Below are 21,728 nucleotides of genomic sequence, written 5' to 3'. Positions count from 1 at the left end.
GCCAGGCGCTTTCCCCCCGCCAGCTTGTCCCCATCTGGAGCGGTAGCTAAGTTGCCGTCCCCTGAACCGAGGTCAAGATCGCGTGCCGCTGTCCGAAGCGCCGAATGCCCCTGCCACCACCAGCCAGGCCTCTGGCGAGGATGCCCTCGCCGCGCTGATGGCGCTGGTGGCGGAGGATCTGGAGGCCTGCAACCGGCTGATCGTGGCGCGCATGCACAGCCCCGTCGCGCTCATCCCGCAGATCGGCGCGCATATCGTCGCCGCCGGCGGCAAGCGGCTGCGCCCGTTGCTCACCCTCGCGGCCGCCAAGCTCGGCGGCTACACCGAGGGCCAGCGGCATGTGGCGCTCGCCTCCTGCATCGAGTTCATCCACACCGCGACGCTGCTGCATGACGATGTGGTCGATGAAAGCGCGCTGCGCCGCGGCCAGGCCAGCGCGAACGCGCTGTTCGGCAACCAGGCCAGCGTGCTGGTCGGCGATTTCCTCTTCGCCCGCGCCTTCGAGCTGATGGTCGAGGACGGCTCGCTCGAGGTGCTGGGCATCCTCTCCGGCGCCTCCGCCACCATCGCGGAAGGCGAGGTGCTGCAGCTCATCACCCAGAACGACACCTCGAGCACCGAGGAGCAGTACCTGGCGGTGATCGAGGGCAAGACCGCCGCGCTCTTCGCCGCCTCGGCCGAGGTGGGCGCCATCGTCGCCGGCTGCGCGCCCGCGCAGCAGAAGGCGCTGCGGGCCTATGGGCATAATCTCGGCGTGGCCTTCCAGCTGATCGACGACGCGCTGGACTACTCCGCGACGCAGGAGAGCCTGGGCAAGACCGTCGGCGACGATTTCCGCGAGGGCAAGATCACCCTGCCCGTGCTGCTCGCCTTCCAGCGTGGCGACGAGGAGGAGCGCGCCTTCTGGCGTCGCACGCTGGAAGAGGGGGAGCAGAACGAGGCAGACCTGCCGCGCGCGATCGCGCTGATGCAGAAGCACGGCGCCTTCGCCGATACGGTCAAGCGCGCGCGCGCCTATGGCGATGCGGCGCTGGCGGGGCTGGAGCTCTTCCCGGATGGCGCGCCGCGCCGCGCGCTCGCCGGCATCGTCGAGTTCTGCATCAGCCGCGCGCGGTAGCTTGCGCCACCCGCCCGCGGTGGCGCGCGGGCCTCAGACGATGAAGCTGTCCGCGGTCAGCGTGTGCAGGCCGGTCAGCTCGATCAACATGTCGCGGACGCCATCGCCATCGATGCCGCAACTCGCAAAGGTGTTGCCGGCGAACTGGAAGACGAAGATCTGCCCCGCCCCGGCCGCGCTCGGCGTGCTGGTGGTGCCGGCGAAGACGAAATCCTGCTTGCCAGCCAACGACACATCGGCGTCGATGGCAGAGAGGTCCAGCAGGTCGCCCAGGGCCCAGTCCGTGATCACGTCGCGGCCCGTCGTGGTGGGCTGGCTCTCGGTCACCGCGGTCCAGACGAAGACGTCATTGCCGAGCCCGCCGGCCATGTGGTCCTTGCCCTCGCCCCCTGTGATCGTGTCCCGGCCCGAGCCGCCGACCAGCGAATCCGCCCCCGCGCCGCCGCGCAGCACGTCGTCGCCGCCCGCGCCGTCCAGCGTGTCCGCACCCGCCGCGCCGAGCATGGTGTCGCGCGTGCCGCTGCCTTGAAGCTGGGCGTTCACGCCAAGAAAGCTCGCGGCGGAGAAGCTGACCAGGCCGCTGAACTCGATCTGGAAGTCGCGGGTCGCGCCCGCATCGATGCCGCCGATGAGATAGCTGCTGCCACCGAAGCTGTAGGACCACAGCTCCTGCGCATTGGCATTGGCGAGGTTGGCAGTGACGCCGCGATAGATGAAGGATTGCAGGCCGCCCAGCAGCGCATTGGCATCGAAGGCGGAGAAATCGATCAGGTCGCCCAGCGTGAAATCAGCCACCACGTCGCGGCTCGTGGACACCGGCGCGCTCTCGCTCGCGGCAGTCCAGATGAAGCGGTCCGCCCCCTCGCCGCCGGCCAGAAGGTCCTTGCCCAGGCCGCCGGTGAGCGTATCCGCACCCAGGCCGCCCTGCAGCGTGTCGTCGCCGGCCTGGCCGCGCAGCAGGTCCGCACCGTCGAAGCCGGCAAGCAGGTTCGCCCCGCCATCGCCCACCAGCGTGTCGCCCAGGCCGGAGCCCCAGAGGTCCTCGATACCGGTCAGGACATCGCCAAGCGCGTCATTGGTGAAGGCAAGGCTGCCATCGAGGGCGATCTGCACCGCCGTCGCGCCGGCGTAGGAGGCGACGTCGCGCGTGCCGGCCTCGCCGCGCAGATCATCGGCGCCGGCGCCGCCGATCAGCGTGTCGTTGCCCGTGCCGCCGATGAGGTCGTCATTGCCGCCGCCGCCATCGAGGCTGTCATCCCCCGCGAGGCCGCGCAGCACGTCACGCCCGTTGAAGCCGTTCAGCGTATTGCCGGCGGAGTTGCCGACCAGCGTCTGGTTGAAATTGTTGCCGCTCAGGTTGATGAGCGCGCCGCCGAGCGAATCGGTGGTCTCCAGCCGCTCGATGAGGGTATCGGCGGCGAGGGTGTAGCTGACGCTGCTGCGCACCGTGTCGCTGCCGCCGCCCGCGACCTCAGTCACCACGTCGGCGGCGTCGTCCACGACATAGATGTCGTTGCCCAGGCCGCCACGCATCGTGTCCTTGCCGCGCATGCCGCGCAGTTCGTTGGCCGCGGCATTGCCGATGATCAGGTCGTTGCCGTCGCCGCCGATCGCGTTCTCGAGGAGGCCGGTCGCGCCGGTCCGCACGCTGCCGCCCGCGATCGAGGAATAGGCGTTCGGATTGAGGTTGATGACGCTGCCCGTGCTGACGGCCGCCGCATTCACCCAGTCGGTCCCGCCATCGGCATCGGTGATGGTGCGCCGGGTGTTCTGCCCGTCCAGAAAGGCGAGGGCGGCGTACTCATCTGTGAAGTGGAACACGTCGTGCACCGGCACGTCGCGGCCATAGGCGGTCAAGGACACGGAGGCCAGCACACCGGCATTGCCGCCCACGACATCGTCCACGGTCAGGGTCCAACTGCCGTTCGAGATCTCGCCGCGCAGCGTGTCGATGCCGAAGGTCCAGGTCAGCCCGGTGGATGCGCTGGTGGTGGAGCCGGCCGTGCCATCCAGCAGCCGCACCACGGTGCCCTCGGCGGAGGTGAGGTAGAAGTCGAGGTCGATGAAGTTCGAATGGGTGAAGGTGACGGTCAGGCTGACATGCTCGATCTCGATCACGCCCGGCACGGCGATCGAGATGGGGACCGAGGTGAGGTCTGGCAGTGCGACGGGGCCGGTCAGGAGGCCGCTGGTCACGGACACTTCATTCGCCGAGGTCTGGGCCGGGCCGAACAGGGTCCAGACTTCCGCCATGCGCACGGCGTTGTAGGCGTTGAGCGCGCCGTAGCCGTAATTGGCATGGGCGTGCATGCCCCCCCCGTTCCAGGTGTCGGCCTTGTTGAAGTACCAGAAGCCGTTCTCGAAGGTGCCGGTGAGGCTGGCGGCGTTGAAGCCACTGCCGGTATGGGTGGCGGAGGCGGCCAGGATGTTCTGCACGTCGCGCCAGCCCAGGTTCGGGTTGGCGTCGAGCATCAGCGCCACCACGGCGGCGACGATGGGCCCGGCGGCCGAGGTGCCACCGAAATCATCCGTGTAATCCGCATTCGCGAGGCTGTCGGCGCGCAGATTGTAGCCATCCGTGCCCAGCAGGTCGGTGGTGACGATGCCCAGGCCGCCATTGCTGGCGAACTCGTTGCCCGGTGCCGCAACCAGCACATTGGCGCCATGGTTGGAGTAGGAGGCGGCGAAGCCGCTGTCGCCCAGCGCAGCGACTGTGATGGTGAAGCGACCGGCGTTGAGTCCATCGCCCTGCGCGTCCCTGCTGTCATTGCCGGCGGATTTCACGACGACGGTGCCAAGCCCGCCGCGCCCTGTGGCGGCCGCACTCGCCCAGCCGGCATTGGTCAGCGCGGCGAAGCTGCCAGCGACGTCCAGGCTCTGAAAAGCCGCGAAGCCCGGCTGGGAACCCCAGGAATTGTTCACGATGTCGAAGCGGGTGGACTGCGCGATGGCCTCGTAGAAGCCGGTCGGGGTGGCGGCATTGATGAACAGATCGCTGGCGTTATCGAAGATGTTGACGCCGGTGACCTTGGCGCCGAAGGCGATGCCGACCGTGCCCACGCCATTGTTCTCGGCCGCGATCAAGCCCGCCACGGCGGTGCCATGGCCGTCGATGGGCAGGACATTCACGCCGTCGTAGACGGTCGCCCCGATCGTCACATGCTGCGTCGGGTCGTAATTTTCATTGAGGTCGGGATGCGTGAACTGGATGCCGTCGTCATAGACGCCGACCAGCACGCCAAGCCCCGTGAACTCCGACCAGATGCGTTGTATATTCCCCAGTCGCAACAAATGCCATTGTTCCGGCGCCAGAGGATCCGACGGGAAGAAGGATGTCATGGCTCAACTCCAACAGGCAGTGCGGCATTCGAAGGGGTGCGCCGCTCGCCTCCACGCCGGAGGGAGCCTGCTACCCCGCGCCACGCCTGTAAATGAGTCCCATGGTTCGCACCGCTCCGACGCGCAGCGCTGCTCCGCGCAAGCGATCAAACCACCGTGAGGCAGTCGCGGCGCTGCAGCCTCCTCACGGCGGCAGGTGCGCTTGCGGCAGGTGGCGAAACCCTTCTCAGATGATGAGAAAGTCGCCCACCGCCAGGGTTGCTCCAGGCTGCAGCAGAGCAAGATGGGTGGCAGCCTGCGCGCCCTCTCCGTCCGCGTCCCAGGAGAGCAGGCGCGTTGCGCCATCGAAGACGAATTGCGCCTGCGCCCCCACCGCCACGGCCCCGAAGGTGAGCAAGGCCGGATCCAGCCCACCCGCCGCAAGGCCGAAATCGGCTGCGTAGAGCCAGAGCTGGTCGGTGCCGGAGGCGAAATCCGCGATCAGGTCGGGGGTCGCGTAGAGCCCGAGCACGAAGGCATCGGCGCCCCATCCACCCTCCAGCCGATCCGCACCACCCAGTGCCTCGAGCACGTCATTGCCGAGGCCGCCGGCGAGCCGGTTGCCCGCGGCCGAGCCGATCAGCGTGTCGTCGCCATCTCCGCCTTCCAGGATCCGGATTCCCGTGAACTGCGTCGGCCCGCCGCCTTCCCGACCGCCCCACACGAGTTCCGCCGTGCCGATCGCCGTGCTGGCGTCGATCAGCACCCCGTTGGTGATGGTACGGGCGGAGAGCGTGTCCACACCGCCATTGCCGTGGAAGACGGAGGCATAGGAGCTGAGCAGGAAGGTCTCGCGCGCCGCGGTCCCATGCACCTCCAGCCCTCGGTGCCCCCCGATCTCCTCGAAGGTGCCGCTCAGGGTGATCAGCGCGCCATCCGCTGCGCGCGTCGCGGTGCCGGCGGAGAGATCGACGACCCAGACCGCATTGTCGTCCACGCTGCCGCCATAGTCGAAAAAGAGGGCGTTGGCGCCCGCACCGCCACGCGCGACCGACTGTCCGCCGGTCAGGATCAGCAGGTCGTTGCCCTCGCCACCGTCCAGCGTGTCATTGCCCGTGCCGCTGCGCAGCACATCGTTGCCAGCAAGGCCGACGAGGCTGTCATCCCCGCCCTTGCCCTCGATGTAGTCGCCGCGCCGCCCTCCGATGATGACGTTGTCGGCCTCGGAGCCGAAGATCAGGTTCTCGCCGTCGCCACCGTTGACGTTCTGGATGTCATAGAGCCTGTCCGTGACAGGGCCGCCGGGCGTGAGGACCGTGGCCCGTCCGGCGACCGCGGCCCCGTGGGCGAGCGGTTCCCCGTCCAGGTAGATCTGCATGGCCTCGCGCGTGGTCGCGTAGGTCACGCGGTTGATCCCGAGGCCGCCGATGTAGTGGTCGGGAAAAGAGAGGCCCCGCCCATCCACGAAGGTGTCGTCGCCCGCGCCGCCGAAGACCGTGTCCGCGCCGGCGCCGGCAATGATGGTGTCGTTCCCTGCGCCCGCATGGATCACATCATTGCCGTTGCGGGTCTCGATCTGGTCGCTCTGATCGCCGGCAAAGACGATGTCGCGGTGGTTGGTGCCGATCAGCGTCTGCGCGGTCGCGCGGTCGAGCAGGTGCAGACGGGTGCTCTCGATCACCATGCCGCCCGGCCCGTCGAGCCGCACCGAGACGAAGTAGCTGCCATTCGCCGCGTAGGTCTTCTCGAGGCGGAGTTGGTTCGCATCGCCGGTCGAGCCGGTGATGACGGTGCCATCGCCCCAGCTTGCCCGGAAGCGCGTGGCGTCGGTGAGGCCGAAGGAGAGGGCGGCGGTGCGGTTGTCGGCGATGGCATCGTCGCGCGCGGCGATGGCGGCGTCGCTCGGCGCCACATAGGCCCAGACGGTGCTCGGCGCGGTCACGATCACGCCACCGCCGCCCGCTGCCGCGGCGCCGGCGTCGATGTTGGTGGCATCGGTGAAGAAGGTGGCGACACGCCCGTCGATGGAGAGGAAGCCGGGATAGGAGACCTGGTCGGACTCCGCGGGCGGGCCGCCGCCGGGTCCGCTGAGCTGGCGGGAGATGACGCGCGCGCCGGCAGGCCCGGTGAGGATCACGTCGCCGAGCCCGTTGCTGTCGCCGAGCGCGGGAATGTTTTCGAGCGTCCAGGACAGCAGATGCGCCGTCGGCACGTCCCAGCCGGCCACCACGCCGATGGCCCCGCCCAGCGTCGGCGCCGGCCGGCCATGGCCGTAATTGCCGAAGAATTGCGGAAGTCCCGGATTCAGCGGCAGCGGCCCGACCGTATAGGCGTAGCCGGGCGCGACGTTGAGCTGCCAGAACTCCGGCGTGCCGAGGGGGACATTCTCCAGCTGGACCCGCGCGCGCCCATCCGCCCCCATGCTGACCGTGCTGATGCTCGGGCTCGGCTGGCCGATCGAGATGCCGAGTGGCTGCGACAGGTTGAACACCGTGCCGAGCGCCATGTCCTTCACATAGCCGCTGATGACGCCCGCCACGGCGCCGGGGAGGTTCTGCGCGGCGCTGACGAAGCCGACATAGCGGCCATTCTCGGAGATGGTCGGCATGGACCAGTTGCTGGCACCCACGCCGGTCGGGCCGGCCGCGAGGCCGCTGATCCCATCGCCGATCACGCCCGCCGCGGTGCAGGAGACCAGCTCCACGACGCCTGTCAGCAGGTCCTTGCGGAAGATGTCGGCGGTGCCGTTGGTGTCGCCTGCCACCATGTTCGATGAGGTGCTGATGAACACCACGAAGCGCCCGTCGGCCGAGATGTCTCCGCCCAGCGCGTTGCCGTTCTGGGTCCCGTCGCGGTTGGAGGACACCCGCAGGTGATGCGGCCCCTCCAGCGGGCCAAGCGGCGTGACGGTGATGTCGCTGATGGTGGGCATGCGCGGTCTCCGTCATGACCAGCCGAGCGGGTGGAAGGTGAAGTCGCAGGAAAAGAAATAATGTTTCCCAATTGGCCGATCGTTTTTGGTGATCTGGCATGCAGCCTATCGCTGCGCGAACGGAATTGGCAACGACCATCATGCCGAGGGACGACAAGGCCGGCGCCGACCAGCCGGTGGCCGAGCTTGCGGCGGACGGCCGGAAGCCTGGCTTCGGAGAAAGGGGGGGCCGGCGGCGCGGTGGCCCCACTCAAGAAGGGCTCGGCGGCGTGTCGGGATGGGCCGGATTCTGGTGGCACGCGGTCCTGCCTTGCGCGAAAGCCCGCACGCACCTTCAGGCAGGGCTGCCGGGTCGCACCGCCCCCGGCCAGGGGCGGTGCGGCCTGCGAGGGATTAAACCAGCGTCAGGCTCTCGCGGCGCAGCTGCACCGTGAGCGCATCCAGCGCGCGGCCGGTGCGATCGATCATCTCATCCACCTCGGCCTCGGTCATGATCAGCGGCGGCGAGAAGGCGATGGTGTCGTTCGCCAGGCCGCGCAGGATCACGCCGGCTTCCTCGCCCGCCTTCACCATGCGCGGGCCGATCTTCAGGGCGGGGTCGAAGTTCTTGTGGCTGGCCTTGTCGGCCACGAACTCGATCGCGCCGACCATGCCGATGCCGCGCACCTCGCCGATCAGCGGATGGTCCGCGAAGCGCGCGCGCAGCCCGGCCTGCATCCGCGTACCGACCTTCCGGACATGGCTGACGATGTCCATCTCGTCGTAGATCTTCAGCGTCTCGACCGCCACGGCGGCCGCCACGGGATGGCCCGAATAGGTGAAGCCATGGCCCCAGGTGCCGATGGTGGCGCTGCCATCCGCCAGGCCCTGGAAGATGCGGTCATTGATGATGATGGCGCTGATCGGCAGGAAGCTGGCCGAGAGCGCCTTGGCGCAGGTGATGATGTCGGGCGTGATCCCGAAGGTCTGGCAGCCCCAGTAGTTGCCCGTGCGCCCGAAGCCGCAGATCACCTCATCCGCCACGAACAGCACGTCATACTTGCGCAGCACCGCCTGGATCTTCTCGAAATAGCCCTCTGGCGGCAGCATGACGCCGCCCGCGCCCATGGCGGGTTCGGCCCAGAAGGCGGCCACCGTCTCGGGGCCTTCGCGAAGGATCGTCTCCTCCAACTCGGCGGCGAGGCGGGTGGAGAATTCCTGCTCGGACTCGCCGGGCAGCGCGCTGTGGTAGTGGTGCGGCGTCGAGACATGGATGACGCCCGCGATCGGCAGGTCGAACATCTTGTGGTTCACCGGCAGCCCGGTGAGCGAACCCGAGGCGATGGTGATGCCGTGATAGGCCTTCAGCCGCGAAATGATCTTCTTCTTGTTCGGCCGCCCCACCGCGTTGTTGTAGTACCAGATCATCTTCATCGCGGTGTCGTTCGCCTCCGACCCGCTGTTGGCGTAGAACACCTTGCTCATCGGGCAGGGCGAACGCTCGATCAGCATCTCGCTGAGGTCGATCATCGGCTCGTTCGATTTGGCGGTGAACGAGTGGTAGAAGGGCAGCTTCTTCATCTGCGCGTAGGCGGCCTCGACCAGCCGCTTGTTGTCGAAGCCGAGCGAGGCGCACCACAGCCCGGCCACGGCCTCGATGTACTCCTTGCCCTGGTCGTCCCAGACCTTCACGCCCTCGCCGCGGTTGATCACCAGCGGACCGTTCTTCGCATGCGCGCGATGGTCGGTATACGGATGCAGTACGTTCGCGATGTCACGGGCGGCGTTGGAATTCCGGGGGGGGGTCATGGCGCGCTTCTCTTCCTCGACGGCGGGGTGTCGGGCGAAGCCTAGACCAGTTTCGCGGGCATGTAAGCGGGGCGCGGCCGCAGTTGCGATCAGCGCGCGAAAGCGTCAAATGGGCGCGTTGCTTCGCCGGGATACCAGCCATGACCGAGATCAAGCCGCAGGGTTCGCATTGGGGCGCCTTCGAGGCGGTGGTGGAGCGCGGCCGCTTCGTCGAGGCGCGTCCCTTCGCGCGCGATCCCTTCCCGGGCTCGCTGCTCTCCTCCATGCCCGATGTGGTGCACGCCAAGGTCCGGGTGGACCAGCCCTATGCGCGCGCCGGCTGGCTGCGCGGCGAGCGGCGCGGAAGCTCGCGCGGCGGCGATGATTTCGTGCCGCTCCCCTGGGATACCGCCATCCGGCTTGTCGCCGAGGAATCCGCCCGGATACGCGCCGAGCATGGCGCGGCCTCGGTCCTGGGCGGGTCCTATGGCTGGTCCTCGGCCGGGCGCTACCACCATGCGCGCACGCAGCTGCACCGCTACCTCGGCATGGCGGGCGGCTTCACGGCGCAGGTGACGAACTATTCCTACGGCGCGGGCATGACGCTGATGCCCCATATCCTGGGCACCAACGAGGTCATCCAGGGCCCGGTCACGGATTGGGGCAGCATCGCGAAGCACACGAAGCTGATGCTGTGCATCGGCGGCCTGCCGCTGAAGAACGGGCTGGTGACGTCGGGCGGCGCCGGCGGGCATGAATATGTGCCGCTGATGAAGGCCGCCGCCGCCGCCGGCGTGCGCTTCGTCAACATCTCGCCCTTCCGCGGCGATGTGGCGGAGTTCCTTGGCGCGGAATGGGTGCCGATCCGCCCCAACACCGACGCCGCGCTGGTCTTCGCCATGGCCCATGTGCTGATCGAGCAGGGGCTGGAGGACCGCGCCTACCTCGCCCGCTGCACCGTCGGCTATGAGCGTTTTTCCGAGTATGTGCGTGGCCTCACGGACGGCATCCCCAAGACGCCCGAATGGGCCGCCGCCATCACCGAGGTCCCGGCCGAGACCATCCGCCGCCTTGCCATCGAGGCCGCGGCCAAGCCCACCATGTGCACCGCCACCTGGTCGATCCAGCGCGCCGAGCATGGCGAGCAGCCCTGGTGGGCGCTCACCGCCTTCGCGGCGATGCTGGGGGGCATCGGCAAGCCGGGGCAGGGCATCGCCTTCGGCTATGGCAGCATGAACGGCATCGGCACGCCACGGCATGAGGTGCCCTCGGTCGGCGGGCCCTCGGTGAAGAATCCCTGCGGCGCCTATATCCCCGTCTCGCGCGTCACAGAGCTGCTCGAACGCCCGGGCGAGATCCTGCAATACAATGGCCGCGACCTGCTGCTGCCCGACATCCGCATGATCTGGTGGGCCGGCGGCAACCCCTTCCATCACCACCAGGATCTGGGGCGGCTGCTGCGGGGGTGGAACCGCGCCGATACGGTGGTGGTGCAGGAGCCCTGGTGGACCGCGGTGGCGCGCCATGCCGACATCGTGCTGCCCGCCACCACCACGCTCGAGCGCAACGATATCGGCTCGGCCTCGCGCGATCGCTTCGTGCGCGCCATGCACCAGGCCATCGCGCCGGTCGGCCAGGCGCGCAACGACGTGGACATCTTCGCCGACCTCGCCGAGGCCGCGGGCTTCCGCGCCCAGTTCACCGAGCAGCGCGACGAGATGGCCTGGCTGCAGCATCTCTATGGCCGCTGGCGACAGGCCTGCGCGGCGCAGGACATCGCCGTGCCGGATTTCGCCGAGTTCTGGGATCGCGGCTTCGTCGAGATCCCCGCGCCGGCCGAGCCCTATGTGCAATTCGCCGATTTCGCCGCCGACCCGGTGGCGAACCCGCTGAACACGCCCTCCGGCAAGGTCGAGATCTATTCCGAGACCATCGCCAGCTTCGGCTATGCCGAGGTCCCCGGCCATGCCGTCTGGCACGAGCCGACCGAATATCTCGGCGCGCCGCTGGCCAAGGACTACCCGCTGCATCTGCTCAGCTTCCAGCCGGCGACGCGCCTGCATGGGCAGCTTGACCCGGGCCGCGTCGCCGCCGCCGACAAGATCGACGGGCGCGAGCCGATCCGCATGAACCCCGCCGATGCCGCCGCGCGGGGGCTTGCCGATGGGCAGGTCGTGCGCGTCTTCAACGCGCGCGGCGCCGTCGCCGCCGGGCTGCGCGTGACCGATGAGATCCGCCCCGGCGTCGTCGCCATGGCGACCGGCGCCTGGTGGAACCCGGCCGCGCCCGGCGCCACCGACAGCGCCTGCCTGCATGGCAACCCGAATGTGCTGACGCAGGATGTCGGCACCTCGCGCCTCGGCCAGGGCTCGGCGGCGCAATCCTGCCTGGTGGAGATCGCGGCCTGGGAAGGCCCGCTGCCGCCCGTCACCGTGCACGCGCCGCCGCCCGGCGCGCAGGCCCCGTGAGCGCCCTGCCGCGCCGCGCCCTGCTGGCGCTGGGCGCCGCGGGGCTGGCGCTGCCGGCGCAGGCGCAGATCACCACCCTCGATTTGCGCCCGGCCGTCCTGCCGCTGCGCCCGGATGACTGGGTCGCCCCCGGCCATCGGCGGGAGATGCTGATCCGCTGGGGCGACCGCGTGACCTTCGACGCGCCCCCCTGGGAACCGCGCAGCCCGACGCCCGAGGCCGCGGCCGCGCAGTTCGGCTGGGATGCGCGCCTCGCGGGCCTGGTGGCGCCGCCGCTGGCGGCGGATGGGGTCAGGCGGCTCGTGCTCGGCATCGCGCATCCCGAGGTGGATGGCGCCATGGCCGTCCCGCCGGGGCGCGACCGGCCGGCCCTGGCGGCGGCGATGGCGGGGGTTTCGGTCCTCAACCTCGAACAGCAAGGCGGGCGCTGGGTGCTGGTGGATGGCGGCTTCCAGAGCCGGCGCATCGGCATCGACACGCTCTGCCGCGTCACCGGCCCGGCCGTCTCCGCCATCGCGGCGGCGAGCGGCGGCGGCGGGGCCAGCGTGCAGGGGCTGGTCGGCCCGGCGGGTGGCTGCGCCACGCCCTGGGGCAGCCTGCTGCTGCCCGAGCCCAGCCCCGGCCCCTGGCTCGATCGCCTCGCCTCGCTCGACCAGCGCTTCCGCGAGCCGGCGCGCTTCGGCTGGGTGGTGGAGCTCGACCCGCTCGACCCGCAGAGCGTGCCCGCCAAGCGCACGGCGCTGGGCCGCATCGGCGCGCAGGCGGTGGCGGCGGGGGTGACGGCGAGCGGCCGCGCCGTGGTGTTCCTGGCCGATGGGCGCCCGCGCGGGCGGCTCTACCGCTTCCTCTCGGCGGGGCCGGCGGCGGAGCCCGGCGCGCTCGATTCCGGCACGCTCAGCGTCGCGCGGATTGAGGACAACGCCCTTCTCTGGCGCGACCTGCCGGCCAGCGCGGCGCTGGATCCCGAGGGGGCGGCGCTGGCACTGGGGGCGAGTGCCTTCGACAACATCGCGGGCCTCGCCCTCGATCCGCGTCGGCCGCGCCTGCTGCTGGCAAGCCGCGGTGGGCAGCGCGGGCCGGGGGAGCTCGATTTCTTCCATGCGCGGGCCGGCACCTCGCCCGGCTTCGTGCTGGAGTTCAGCGGCGACCTTGCCGCGCCGCGCCTGCCCGGCGAGGTGCTGTTCCTGGCGGGCCAGGTGAATGAGGGCGGGCTTTACGGGCGCAACCTGCCGGTGACCGGCACGCTGCCGCGCCAGCCCACGACGCTGATGGCCGATGCGCGCGGGCGGCTGTGGATCGGCACGGACCGGCGCGGCCAGCCGGGCAGCCAGCCGGACGCGCTCTTCGTCTGCGACCTGGACGGGCCGGGGCGCGGCCTGCCGATGCCGGTCTATGGCGCCCCGCGCGCGGCGGGGATCGGCGGCGTGGCCCTGACGCCGGAGGGCGACGCCGCGCTGGTGGTGGTGCGCACGCCGGGTGCCGAGCCGGGGGCGAGCTTCGATCGCCCGGCGACACGCTGGCCCGCCTTCGAGCCGCGCACGCCGCCGCGCAGCGCCGTGGTGGTGCTGGGCCGGACGGCGGGCCCGCCCGTCGGCGGCTGAGGGCCACGCCCCAGCCGCACCGGCGTCTCGGCCTCAGCTGCCGATGATGCCGCCATCCGCCTTGGTGATGACCAGCGTCGCCGAGCGGGGCGTGCCGCCGCCGGGGAAGCTGCTGTTGGTGCGCCCGGCCGCCCAATCCGCGGCCGTCGTGGTCGCCCCCGGGTGCTGCACATTGACGAACATGGTGCGCATGTCCGGCGTGGTGACGACGCCCGTGATCTCCTGGCCCGTGGGCCCGGCCAGGAAGCGGCGCATCTCGCCCGTATCGGGGTTGGCGCAGAGCATCTGGTTGTTGCCGAACACCGCGTGCGGGCCGCGATTCTGCTCGGCCTCGCCGATGTCGGTCTGGATCCACAGGCGCCCGGCGGCGTCGAACCACAAGCCATCGGGGCAGCCATGGATATTGTCGGCCGTCAGCGCGCGGTCGGCGATGCGCCCGCTCGCCTCGTCGCCGGCGAAGAGGAAGATGTCCCAGCGGAAGCTGGTGGCGGCGTGGTCGTCGCCCGCCTCGCGCCAGCGGATGATGTGGCCGAAGATGTTGCGCGCGCGCGGGTTGGCGGGCTCGGCATTCTCGGCCGTGCGGCGCGAATTGTTGGTCAGGGTGAAATAGACCATGCCGTTGCGCGGATCGACCGAGCCCCATTCCGGCCGGTCCATCTTCGTCGCCCCCACCGCATCGGCGGCGAGGCGCGTGTTCACCAGCACCTCGCCCTGGTCGGCGAAGCCGTTGGCCGCGGTCAGCGGGCCGCGGCCCTGTACCAGCGGCAGCCACTCGCCCGTGCCGTCGGCGTTGAACTTCGCCGCGTAGAGCGTGCCCTCATCCAGCAGGCTGCCATTCGCCGTGGCGCGGCTGAAGGGCCGGGCGGAGACGAATTTGTAGATGTACTCGAACTGGCTGTCGCAGCCTGCATAGGCGACCACGGGGCGGCCCTCGCGCGCCGGGGCGAAGACCACGCCCTCATGCGCGAAGCGGCCGAGCGCGGTGCGCTTCACCGGCATGGCCGCCGGGTTGAAGGGGTCGATCTCGACCACCCAGCCGAAGGCGTTGACCTCGTTGCGGTAATCCTGCGTCGCCTCGGCGGCCTTGGTGGAGACATCGAAGCGGATGAACTGGTCCTCCTCGCCGGCCACCTGGTCCCAGTTGTAGCGCGACTGGCCGGTGGGCACGCCGTAGCGGGCATGCTCGCGCGGCAGGGCAGGGCGGCCCTCCCGCTGGTCGCGGTTGACGAAGTAGCCGGCCCAGTTCTCCTCGCAGGTGAGGTAGGTGTTCCAGGGTGTCACGCCATGCGCGCAATTGTTCAGCGTGCCGCGCGTGCGCGTGCCCTCGGGGCTGTACTTCGTGCGCAGCAGCGCATGGCCGCGGGCGGGCCCGGCGATCTCCATGGGCGTCGCGCCATGGACGCGGCGGTTGCGCGGGTCGGCCACGATCGCCCAGTCGCCCGAGGGCTGCTTCGCGATGCGCACGATGGAGACTCCATGGGCGTGGATCTCCTTCAGCGCCTCATCGGCCGGCTTGGCCCCGGCGACCAGCGGCATGCGGCCGCTGTTCAGCGACAGGCCGCGCGCGCGGGCATGCATGAAGCGCGGCTCGATGTATTCGTGGTTCAGCACCAGAAGCCCGTCGGTGTTGCTGCCCTGGTCGGGCTCACGCCCCTCGATGGGGAAGAAATGCATGCCGTCATGATGCGCGCCCACGGTGAGGGCGGCGTCGGCGCCGGTCTGGTCGGGCAGGGCGCGCGCGGGCACCGAGCCATCGAGCGGCGTGCCCTGCGGCAGGATCACCTGCACGCGGTAGCCTTCGGGCACCACCACCGTATCGGCGTTGTTCACCGGGATGGCCTTGAAGCCCATCGTCGGGCCGCCCGGGGCGGGCTGGGCGGGGGTGAAGGCCTCGGCCTTGTCGGCGGTGCCGAGGAAGCCGGCGATGGCGGTGCCGATGCTGCCCGCCAGCAGGGCGCGGCGGCTGGCCAGGATGTCGCCGAAATAGGCGTTGGCGGAGGTGTTGGAGAGCGGTTCGTCGCCGGACACGTCGTCGGGGCTGTGGCGGTTCAGGTCGTCGGGCATGGGCGTCTTTCCTGGCAGGCAATAGGTACCGGATGACCGTTACCAATCGTCCATGTCACGCGGCGGTCACTGATGTGACGGCGCGATGACATGTGCCGGCGCCCCCACGCATCCGCTTGACCGCGCGGCGCGCTGGCCGTGCAATGTGACAAAGCCATGACAGTTCCGTGTCAGGCGATGGAGGGAAACGCGATGACCGACCATACCGCCACGCCCCTGCCGGAGGGTGTCGAGCTCGAGGATATCGGGGTGAATCCCGATCCCGGCCCGAGCCTCGGCAGCATGATCGCGGCGCGGCTGACCCGCCGCGCCGCCCTGCGCGGCCTGGCCGGGGCCGGGGCCGCCGTCGCGCTGACCGAGACGCTGGTGCAGGAAGCCGCGGCGCAGATGGCGGTGCCGATGACGGGCGGGCCCTCCAGCCTCACCTTCCCCGAGCTGCGCCACCAGCTCAGCCAGACCGATTCGGTGGCCGAGGGCTATGAGAAGCAGGTCGTGATCCGCTGGGGCGACCCGGTGCTGGCCGGCGCGCCCGCCTATGACCCCAGCGCCCAGAGCGCCGAGCGCCAGGCGATGCAGTTCGGCTACAACAACGACTATCTCGACTACTGGCCGCTGCCCGCCGGCAGCCGCAACAGCGAGCACGGGCTGCTCTGCGTCAACCACGAATACACCAACACCAACCTGATGTTCCCCGGGCTCGGCTCGGGCAGCGCCTCGCGTGGCCGCACCAACGCGGCCCAGGCCGCCATCGAGATCGCCGCCCATGGCATGACCGTGGTCGAGGTGAAGAAGGAGGGCGGCACCTGGCGCGCCGTGCCCGGCGGCGCGATGAACCGGCGCATCACCATGGAGACGCCGATGCGCATCTCCGGCCCGGCCGCCGGCCATCCGCGCCTGCGCACCAATGCCGACCCGACCGGCACGCGCGTGCTCGGCACGCTGAACAACTGCGCCGGCGGCAACACGCCCTGGGGCACGGTCATCACGGCCGAGGAGAACTTCAACAACTATTTCGGTGGCGCCGCCGCCACGACGGGCGCCGAGGCGCCGAATTATCGCCGCTACGGTATCCGCGCCGAACCCACCTATGCCTGGCACCGCCACTTCGCGCGCTTCAACCTGGACAGCGAACCGAATGAGCCCAACCGCTTCGGCTGGGTGGTGGAGTTCGACCCCTATGACCCCAACAGCGTGCCGGTGAAGCGCACCGCGCTGGGCCGCTTCAAGCATGAGGGCGCGACGCATGCGATCAGCGCCGATGGCCGCGTCGTGTTCTACATGGGCGATGATGAGCGGATGGAGTTCCTCTACAAATTCGTCACCGCCCGGCCCTGGAACCCCAATGACCGTGCGGCCAACCGCGACCTGATGGATGAGGGCACGCTCTATGTCGCGCAATTCGCCGAGCAGGGGCGGATGCGCTGGCTGCCGCTGGTCTTCGGCCAGGGCCCGCTGACGCCGGAGAACAACTTTGCCAGCCAGGCCGATGTGGTGATCGAGGCGCGGCGGGCCGCAACGCTGCTGGGCGCGACGCCGATGGACCGGCCCGAGGATGTCGAGACCAATAAGGTGAACGGGCGCGTCTATGTCATGCTCACCAACAATTCCTCCCGCACGGCCGCGCAGGCCGGCCCGGCCAATCCGCGGGCGGCCAACATCCACGGCCATGTGGTGGAGGTGATCCCGCCCGGCGCGGGCACCGCGCAGGTCGACCACGCCGCGACCGAGGCGCGGTGGGAGGTCTTCATCGCCGCCGGCAAGCCCGGCATCGATCCGGGCACGCGCTATCACCGCGCCACCAGCGAGACCGGCGGCTGGCTCTCCTGCCCCGACAACGTGGCCTTCGACAGCAAGGGCCGCGCCTGGATCTCGACGGACGGCGCGCCGGCGGCGGCCGGCATCGCGGATGGCATCTGGGCGGCGGATACGGCCGGCTATGGGCGGGGGCTGACGCGGCTGTTCTACCAGGCGCCGACCGGGGCGGAGGTCTGCGGTCCCTGCTTCACGCCCGATGACCGCACGCTGTTCCTGGCGATCCAGCACCCCGGCGAGGATCCCGGCAGCACCTATGAGCGGCCCTCGACCCGCTGGCCGGATTTCATCGCCGGCCAGCCGCCCCGGCCCTCCATCATCGCCATCGTCAAGCGCGACGGGGGTGAGATCGGCGGCTGAGGCCGGCCGGCAGCGCCATCAGCAGGCATCGATGCCGTGACTGCTGATGTCATGCCGTAGAATCAACGGCCTCCAGAGCACGAGATCGATCCGGCCGGATCGTCCGAGCTCGTGCAGGCTGCGGAAAGGCGGGATGGGTCGGCTTCGCGGCGCCTTTCCGCGCAAGAGGCGTCCGGCGACTTGCCACGATGAACCACATCGTGGCGGCGCGCCGACCTGTCTTCCCCGAACATTCGCTCGCCCATCCTCGCCATCCCGCTTTGCCCGCAGCCTGCTGGAAACAGCAGGCCACGGGGCGCGAGATCCGTCCGACGGGGCGGACAGCCCCCAGAGCACGCTGCGTTCTGATGAACGCAGCCCGTGCTCTAGAAGTTATTGAATCTAGAGCAAGAAATGCGTTCAGCGTCGCGGCAGCGCCGCGACCCATCTGAACGCATATTGCTCTAGAGCACGCTGCGTTCTGATGAACGCAGCTCGTGCTCTATAAGTTATTGAATTTAGGGCGAGAAATGCGTTCAGCGTCGCGGCAGCGCCGCGACCCATCTGAACGCTATTGCCCTATCGCCGGTGGCAGGGCTGGCCGAGATCCCAGGGGGCGCGGGAGGCCTCGACCAGGGCATCGCCACGCGACACGCCGATGTCCTTCAGCATGCGCTCATCCATCTCCGCCAGGGCCCGGCGGGTGCTGATGGTCCGCAGCGCCGTGGCCATCCAGGCCAGCCAGCCGCCGATCTGCGCGCCCTCGACACGGCCGCGCGGCGCCGTGGCGCCGATGCTGCGCCGCAGGGAGCCGGGGGTGAGGGTGAATCCGGACATGGGTTCCAATCCTTTCGTCTGTGGGAACGCACGCAGCTTCGCCGAGTGTGTGGCATCAGTAAAACGAGTTGTATTGACGTTGGGCATCAACATCACTGATGTTCGGCGCCATGCCCCTGCCGCTTCCCCCCGGCCTCGATGCCGATCTGCTCCGCAGCTTCGTCCTGATCGTCGAGGGCGGGTCCTTCACCCGCGCCGCCGAACGCGTCGGTCGCACGCAATCGGCCATTTCCATGCAGATCCGACGGCTCGAGGAGGTGCTGGGACACCCGCTGCTGACGCGCACCCCCAAGGGCGTGCAGACCACGCCGCAGGGCGCCTGGCTGCTCGAGCGCGCGCGCGCGCTGCTGGCGATCAATGACGAGATCATCGCCAATTTCCGTGCCCCACCCATGGTCGGCACGGTGCGGCTCGGCACGCCGGACGACTACGCGCTGAACTGGCTGCCCGGCATCCTGGCCCGCTTCGCCGAGACGCATCCGGCTGTGGAGCTCGACGTCACCTGCCTCAACTCCGACGCCCTGGCCGATCGCTTCCGCGACGGGCGGCTCGACATGACGCTCATGACCGAGGGGCATGAGGCGCCGGGCGTGCTGGCGCAGCGAATCTGGCGCGGCCCGCTGCGCTGGGTGGGCAGCCCGCGCCACGGGTTGCACCGGCGTGACCCGCTGCCGCTCGCCCTCGCCTTGCCCGATTCCGCCTGCCCCTGGCGCAACGCGGCCCTCGGCGCGCTGCGTGGGGCCGGGCGGGCCTGGCGCGTCACCTATAATTCGGCGACCCAGACCGGCTGCTTCACGGTGGCGCTGGCCGGCCTCGCGCTCACCGTCAGCACGCCCACCACCTTGCCGCAGGGGCTGGCCTGGCTCGGCGAGGCCGAGGGCCTGCCGCCCTTGCCGGAGATGGGCATCCTGCTGCTGCGCCACGAAGCCGCGCTGGGCGTGCCCGCGGCCGATGCCCTGGCGAGCCACATCGCGGAAGGTTTCGCCCGCGCCGCGGAGGGCCTGTCGCAAGCTGCTTGATCCTGCGCCCGCGCCGTGCCGCAATGGCACCAAACGGACAAGGAGGATCACGCGATGGAACGCAGGTCACTGCTCGGCGCCGGCTTGGCCGGACTCGCGATGCCAGGGATCGCCCGGGCACAGGGTACCTGGCCCGATCGCTCCGTCCGCATTGTCGTGAACTTCCCGCCCGGTGGCTCCAACGACACCGTGGCGCGCATCCTCCAGCCGCGCTTGAGCGAGTTGCTGGGCCGCACCGTCGTGGTCGACAATCGCGGTGGCGCTTCGGGCTCGGTCGGCTCCACGGAAGTCGCGCGCGCGGCGCCGGATGGCTATACGTGGCTGCTGGCCAATGACGCGCTGGCGACCAACGAGACGCTGATGCAATTGCCCTATCGGGTGATGGAGGCCTTCGCCTTCTGCACCGTGATCGGCACCTGTCCTTATGCGCTGGTCGCGCATCCGCAGCAGCCCTTCCAGAACTTCCAGCAGATGGTCGCCGCCGCCCGGGCGCGGCCGAACGCCCTGACCTACGCCACCACGGGGGCAGGAAGCGGGGCGCACATCGCCACCGTGCTGTTGCAGCAGCGCGGCGGTTTCCAGCTCGAACACGTGCCTTATCGCGGCGGCGGACCGGCGCTGCAGGATGCGCTGGCCGGCCATGTGCCGCTGTTCATGTCGAACATCGTCATCATCCTCAACCACATCCGGGCGGGCAGCCTGCGTCCGCTCGGCATCACGCAGAAGACCGAAAGCCGTTTCCTGCCGGGCGTTGTGCCCTTCGCGCAGCAAGGTTTCGCGGATTTCGAGGCGCTGACCTATTGGCTGCTCGCCGCCCCCGCCCGCACCCCGGCGCCGATCGTGGCGCGCATGCAGCAGGCGGTGGCGCTCGCCCTGCAGGACCCCGCCGTGCAGGCCCGGATGAACGACCAGGGGGCGGACATCGTCGCCTCGACCCCCGCCCAGACCGAGGCCTTCGTGCGGGCCGAGATCGAGAAATGGGGCGCGGTGATTCGCGACAACAACATCCGCGCCGAGAGCTGAACGGGGGGCGGGGCGGACAGGGGCCTTGCAGGCCTGGTGGGGTGAAGGCACTTGCTCGCCGCACCAAGACAAGGGGAGATACACATGGAACGCCGCCTTCTGCTCGGCCTGGCCGCGGCCGGGATCGCCGCGCCCTCGATCCTGCGGGCGCAGACTGCCTGGCCGGAGAGGCCGGTGCGCCTCATTGTGCCCTGGGCGCCGGGGGGCTCGACCGACACCATCGCGCGACTCTTCCAGCAGCGGCTTGGCGCCACGCTGGGCCAGCCCATCGTGATCGAGAACCGCGGCGGCGCCTCGGGCGCCATCGGCGCGGCCGAGGCGGCGCGCGCGGCGCCCGACGGCTACACCTGGATGTTCCAGTACGACAATGAGGGTCCGAACCAGACGCTGATGCGCCTGAGCTACCGCACGCTGGACGCCTTCGTGCCGGTGACGCTGGCCGCGACGGGCCCGCTGGCCATGGTGGCGCACAGCTCGACCCCCTTCCGCTCCTTCCGCGACGTGGTCGAGGCCGCACGGCGCGAGCCCGACCGCTGGAACTACGCGACCTCAGGCACCGGCGGCCTCGCGCATATCGCGACCACGCTCCTGCAGCAGCAGAACAATTTCCGCCTGACCCATGTGCCCTATCGCGGCGGCGGGCCGGCCGTGACGGCGGCGGTGGCGAATGAAGTACCGCTGTTCATGACGAATGTGGTCATCGTCTCCCAGCACATCCGGGCCGGCACGCTGCGCCCGCTCGGTGTCACCACGCGGACGGAGAGCCGGCACGTGCCGGGCGCGCCGAGCTTCGCGCAGCAGGGCTTCGGCGATTTCGAGGCACCCACCTGGTGGGCGCTGTTCGGCCGCGCCGGCACGCCCCAGCCGATCCTGGACCGGATGCACGCCGCCATCACCCAGGTGCTGCGCGAGCCCGAGGTGAAGTCGCGGATCGAGGAGCAGGGCTGCGACATCGTCGCCTCGACGCCCGAGGTGGCGCGCAGCTTCGTCGCCAATGAGATCGAGCGCTGGGGCAACGTGATCCGGCAGAACAACATCCGGGCGGACAGCTGATCGCGGCTTATCCACAGGATTTTGTCGAAGATTTTTGCCGGGGCGGCGACGCCTTTGCCGCCCCGGTTTTCATCAAGGCTCTGAGAAACAAGGCGATTTCGAGCAGTTTCACGCGTCTGTCACGCGGTGCGGCGGGGGGTTTGACAGGGGGGCCGTCCCCGCATAGAAACCCGCCACCGAGACGCGGTGGCCACTTGATCCGAAGCGAGACAGTCGCTAGGTTCTTTGGCCCGCCGAGTAGCGGGTTCGGGATCAAACACACCGAGGCCTCCAAGGGTCACGGTGATTTTTGTCCCCGGTGTTCATTCAAGCTGTGCATCTGATTGAGGGAAGAAGGTTGTTCTTCTGATCTTTTGGTTATTGGCCCGAAGGGTTGAT

General features: G+C 69.8%; 12 protein-coding genes. 7 read left to right on the top strand and 5 right to left on the bottom strand.

The features are described from left to right. Positions 1-157 precede the first annotated feature (157 nt). The gene (locus AC2D9U_RS13350) at positions 158-1,117 is read left to right on the top strand and encodes a polyprenyl synthetase family protein (protein ID WP_484750301.1); all 960 of its coding nucleotides are present in this window, start codon (positions 158-160) and stop codon (positions 1,115-1,117) included. 33 nt (positions 1,118-1,150) lie between these two features. On the opposite strand, the gene AC2D9U_RS13345 is transcribed toward AC2D9U_RS13350, so the two are convergent. The 3 genes from AC2D9U_RS13345 to AC2D9U_RS13335 all read right to left on the bottom strand — a co-directional run bounded on the left by AC2D9U_RS13345 (position 1,151) and on the right by AC2D9U_RS13335 (position 9,155). Continuing rightward, complete coding sequence (locus AC2D9U_RS13345; RefSeq protein ID WP_484749722.1) at positions 1,151-4,408, bottom strand: S8 family serine peptidase; 3,258 nt, start codon at positions 4,406-4,408, stop codon at positions 1,151-1,153. Between the two features lie 274 nt (positions 4,409-4,682). Then, the gene (locus tag AC2D9U_RS13340; RefSeq protein WP_484749720.1) at positions 4,683-7,367 is read right to left on the bottom strand and encodes a hypothetical protein; all 2,685 of its coding nucleotides are present in this window, start codon (positions 7,365-7,367) and stop codon (positions 4,683-4,685) included. A 393-nt stretch (positions 7,368-7,760) separates the two neighbouring features. Continuing rightward, positions 7,761-9,155, bottom strand: coding sequence for an aspartate aminotransferase family protein (locus tag AC2D9U_RS13335; RefSeq protein WP_484749718.1), 1,395 nt, complete (start codon positions 9,153-9,155; stop codon positions 7,761-7,763). Positions 9,156-9,295: 140 nt separating this feature from the next. On the opposite strand from AC2D9U_RS13335, the gene AC2D9U_RS13330 reads away from it, so the two are divergent. Together AC2D9U_RS13330 and AC2D9U_RS13325 are read left to right on the top strand one after the other, a co-directional pair. Next, positions 9,296-11,602, top strand: a complete 2,307-nt coding sequence (locus tag AC2D9U_RS13330) for a molybdopterin-dependent oxidoreductase (RefSeq protein ID WP_484749717.1) — start codon at positions 9,296-9,298, stop codon at positions 11,600-11,602. Beyond that, positions 11,599-13,203 (top strand): PhoX family protein, encoded by a 1,605-nt coding sequence (locus tag AC2D9U_RS13325; protein ID WP_484749715.1) that lies wholly within the window; start codon positions 11,599-11,601, stop codon positions 13,201-13,203. The genes AC2D9U_RS13330 and AC2D9U_RS13325 overlap by 4 nt, the downstream gene beginning before the upstream one ends. Positions 13,204-13,236: 33 nt before the next feature. On the opposite strand, the gene AC2D9U_RS13320 is transcribed toward AC2D9U_RS13325, so the two are convergent. Beyond that, positions 13,237-15,267 carry a PhoX family protein gene (locus AC2D9U_RS13320; protein WP_484749713.1) on the bottom strand — a complete coding sequence of 677 codons (2,031 nt, stop codon included), beginning with the start codon at positions 15,265-15,267 and terminating at the stop codon, positions 13,237-13,239. A 192-nt stretch (positions 15,268-15,459) separates the two neighbouring features. Here AC2D9U_RS13320 and AC2D9U_RS13315 point away from each other — a divergent pair, with 192 nt between their 5' ends. Beyond that, entirely contained in the window at positions 15,460-17,439 is a 1,980-nt protein-coding gene (locus tag AC2D9U_RS13315; RefSeq protein ID WP_484749711.1) for a PhoX family protein, read from the top strand. 558 nt (positions 17,440-17,997) lie between these two features. Here the strand turns inward: AC2D9U_RS13315 and AC2D9U_RS13310 are convergent. Further along, positions 17,998-18,255 (bottom strand): DUF1127 domain-containing protein, encoded by a 258-nt coding sequence (locus AC2D9U_RS13310; protein ID WP_484749709.1) that lies wholly within the window; start codon positions 18,253-18,255, stop codon positions 17,998-18,000. A 110-nt stretch (positions 18,256-18,365) separates the two neighbouring features. On the opposite strand from AC2D9U_RS13310, the gene AC2D9U_RS13305 reads away from it, so the two are divergent. The 3 genes from AC2D9U_RS13305 (at position 18,366) to AC2D9U_RS13295 (ending at position 21,350) form a co-directional block, all read left to right on the top strand. Then, positions 18,366-19,274, top strand: a complete 909-nt coding sequence (locus AC2D9U_RS13305) for a LysR family transcriptional regulator (RefSeq protein ID WP_484749707.1) — start codon at positions 18,366-18,368, stop codon at positions 19,272-19,274. 54 nt (positions 19,275-19,328) lie between these two features. After that, complete coding sequence (locus AC2D9U_RS13300) at positions 19,329-20,297, top strand: tripartite tricarboxylate transporter substrate binding protein (protein ID WP_484749705.1); 969 nt, start codon at positions 19,329-19,331, stop codon at positions 20,295-20,297. Positions 20,298-20,381: 84 nt separating this feature from the next. Further along, positions 20,382-21,350, top strand: coding sequence for a tripartite tricarboxylate transporter substrate-binding protein (locus AC2D9U_RS13295; RefSeq protein WP_484749704.1), 969 nt, complete (start codon positions 20,382-20,384; stop codon positions 21,348-21,350). The last annotated feature ends 378 nt before the right edge of the window (positions 21,351-21,728 follow it).

The organism is Roseomonas sp. TF40 (genome assembly GCF_057219975.1).
Note: the sequence above shows the minus strand (reverse complement) of the source record. Positions and strands in the feature narration are given on the sequence as shown.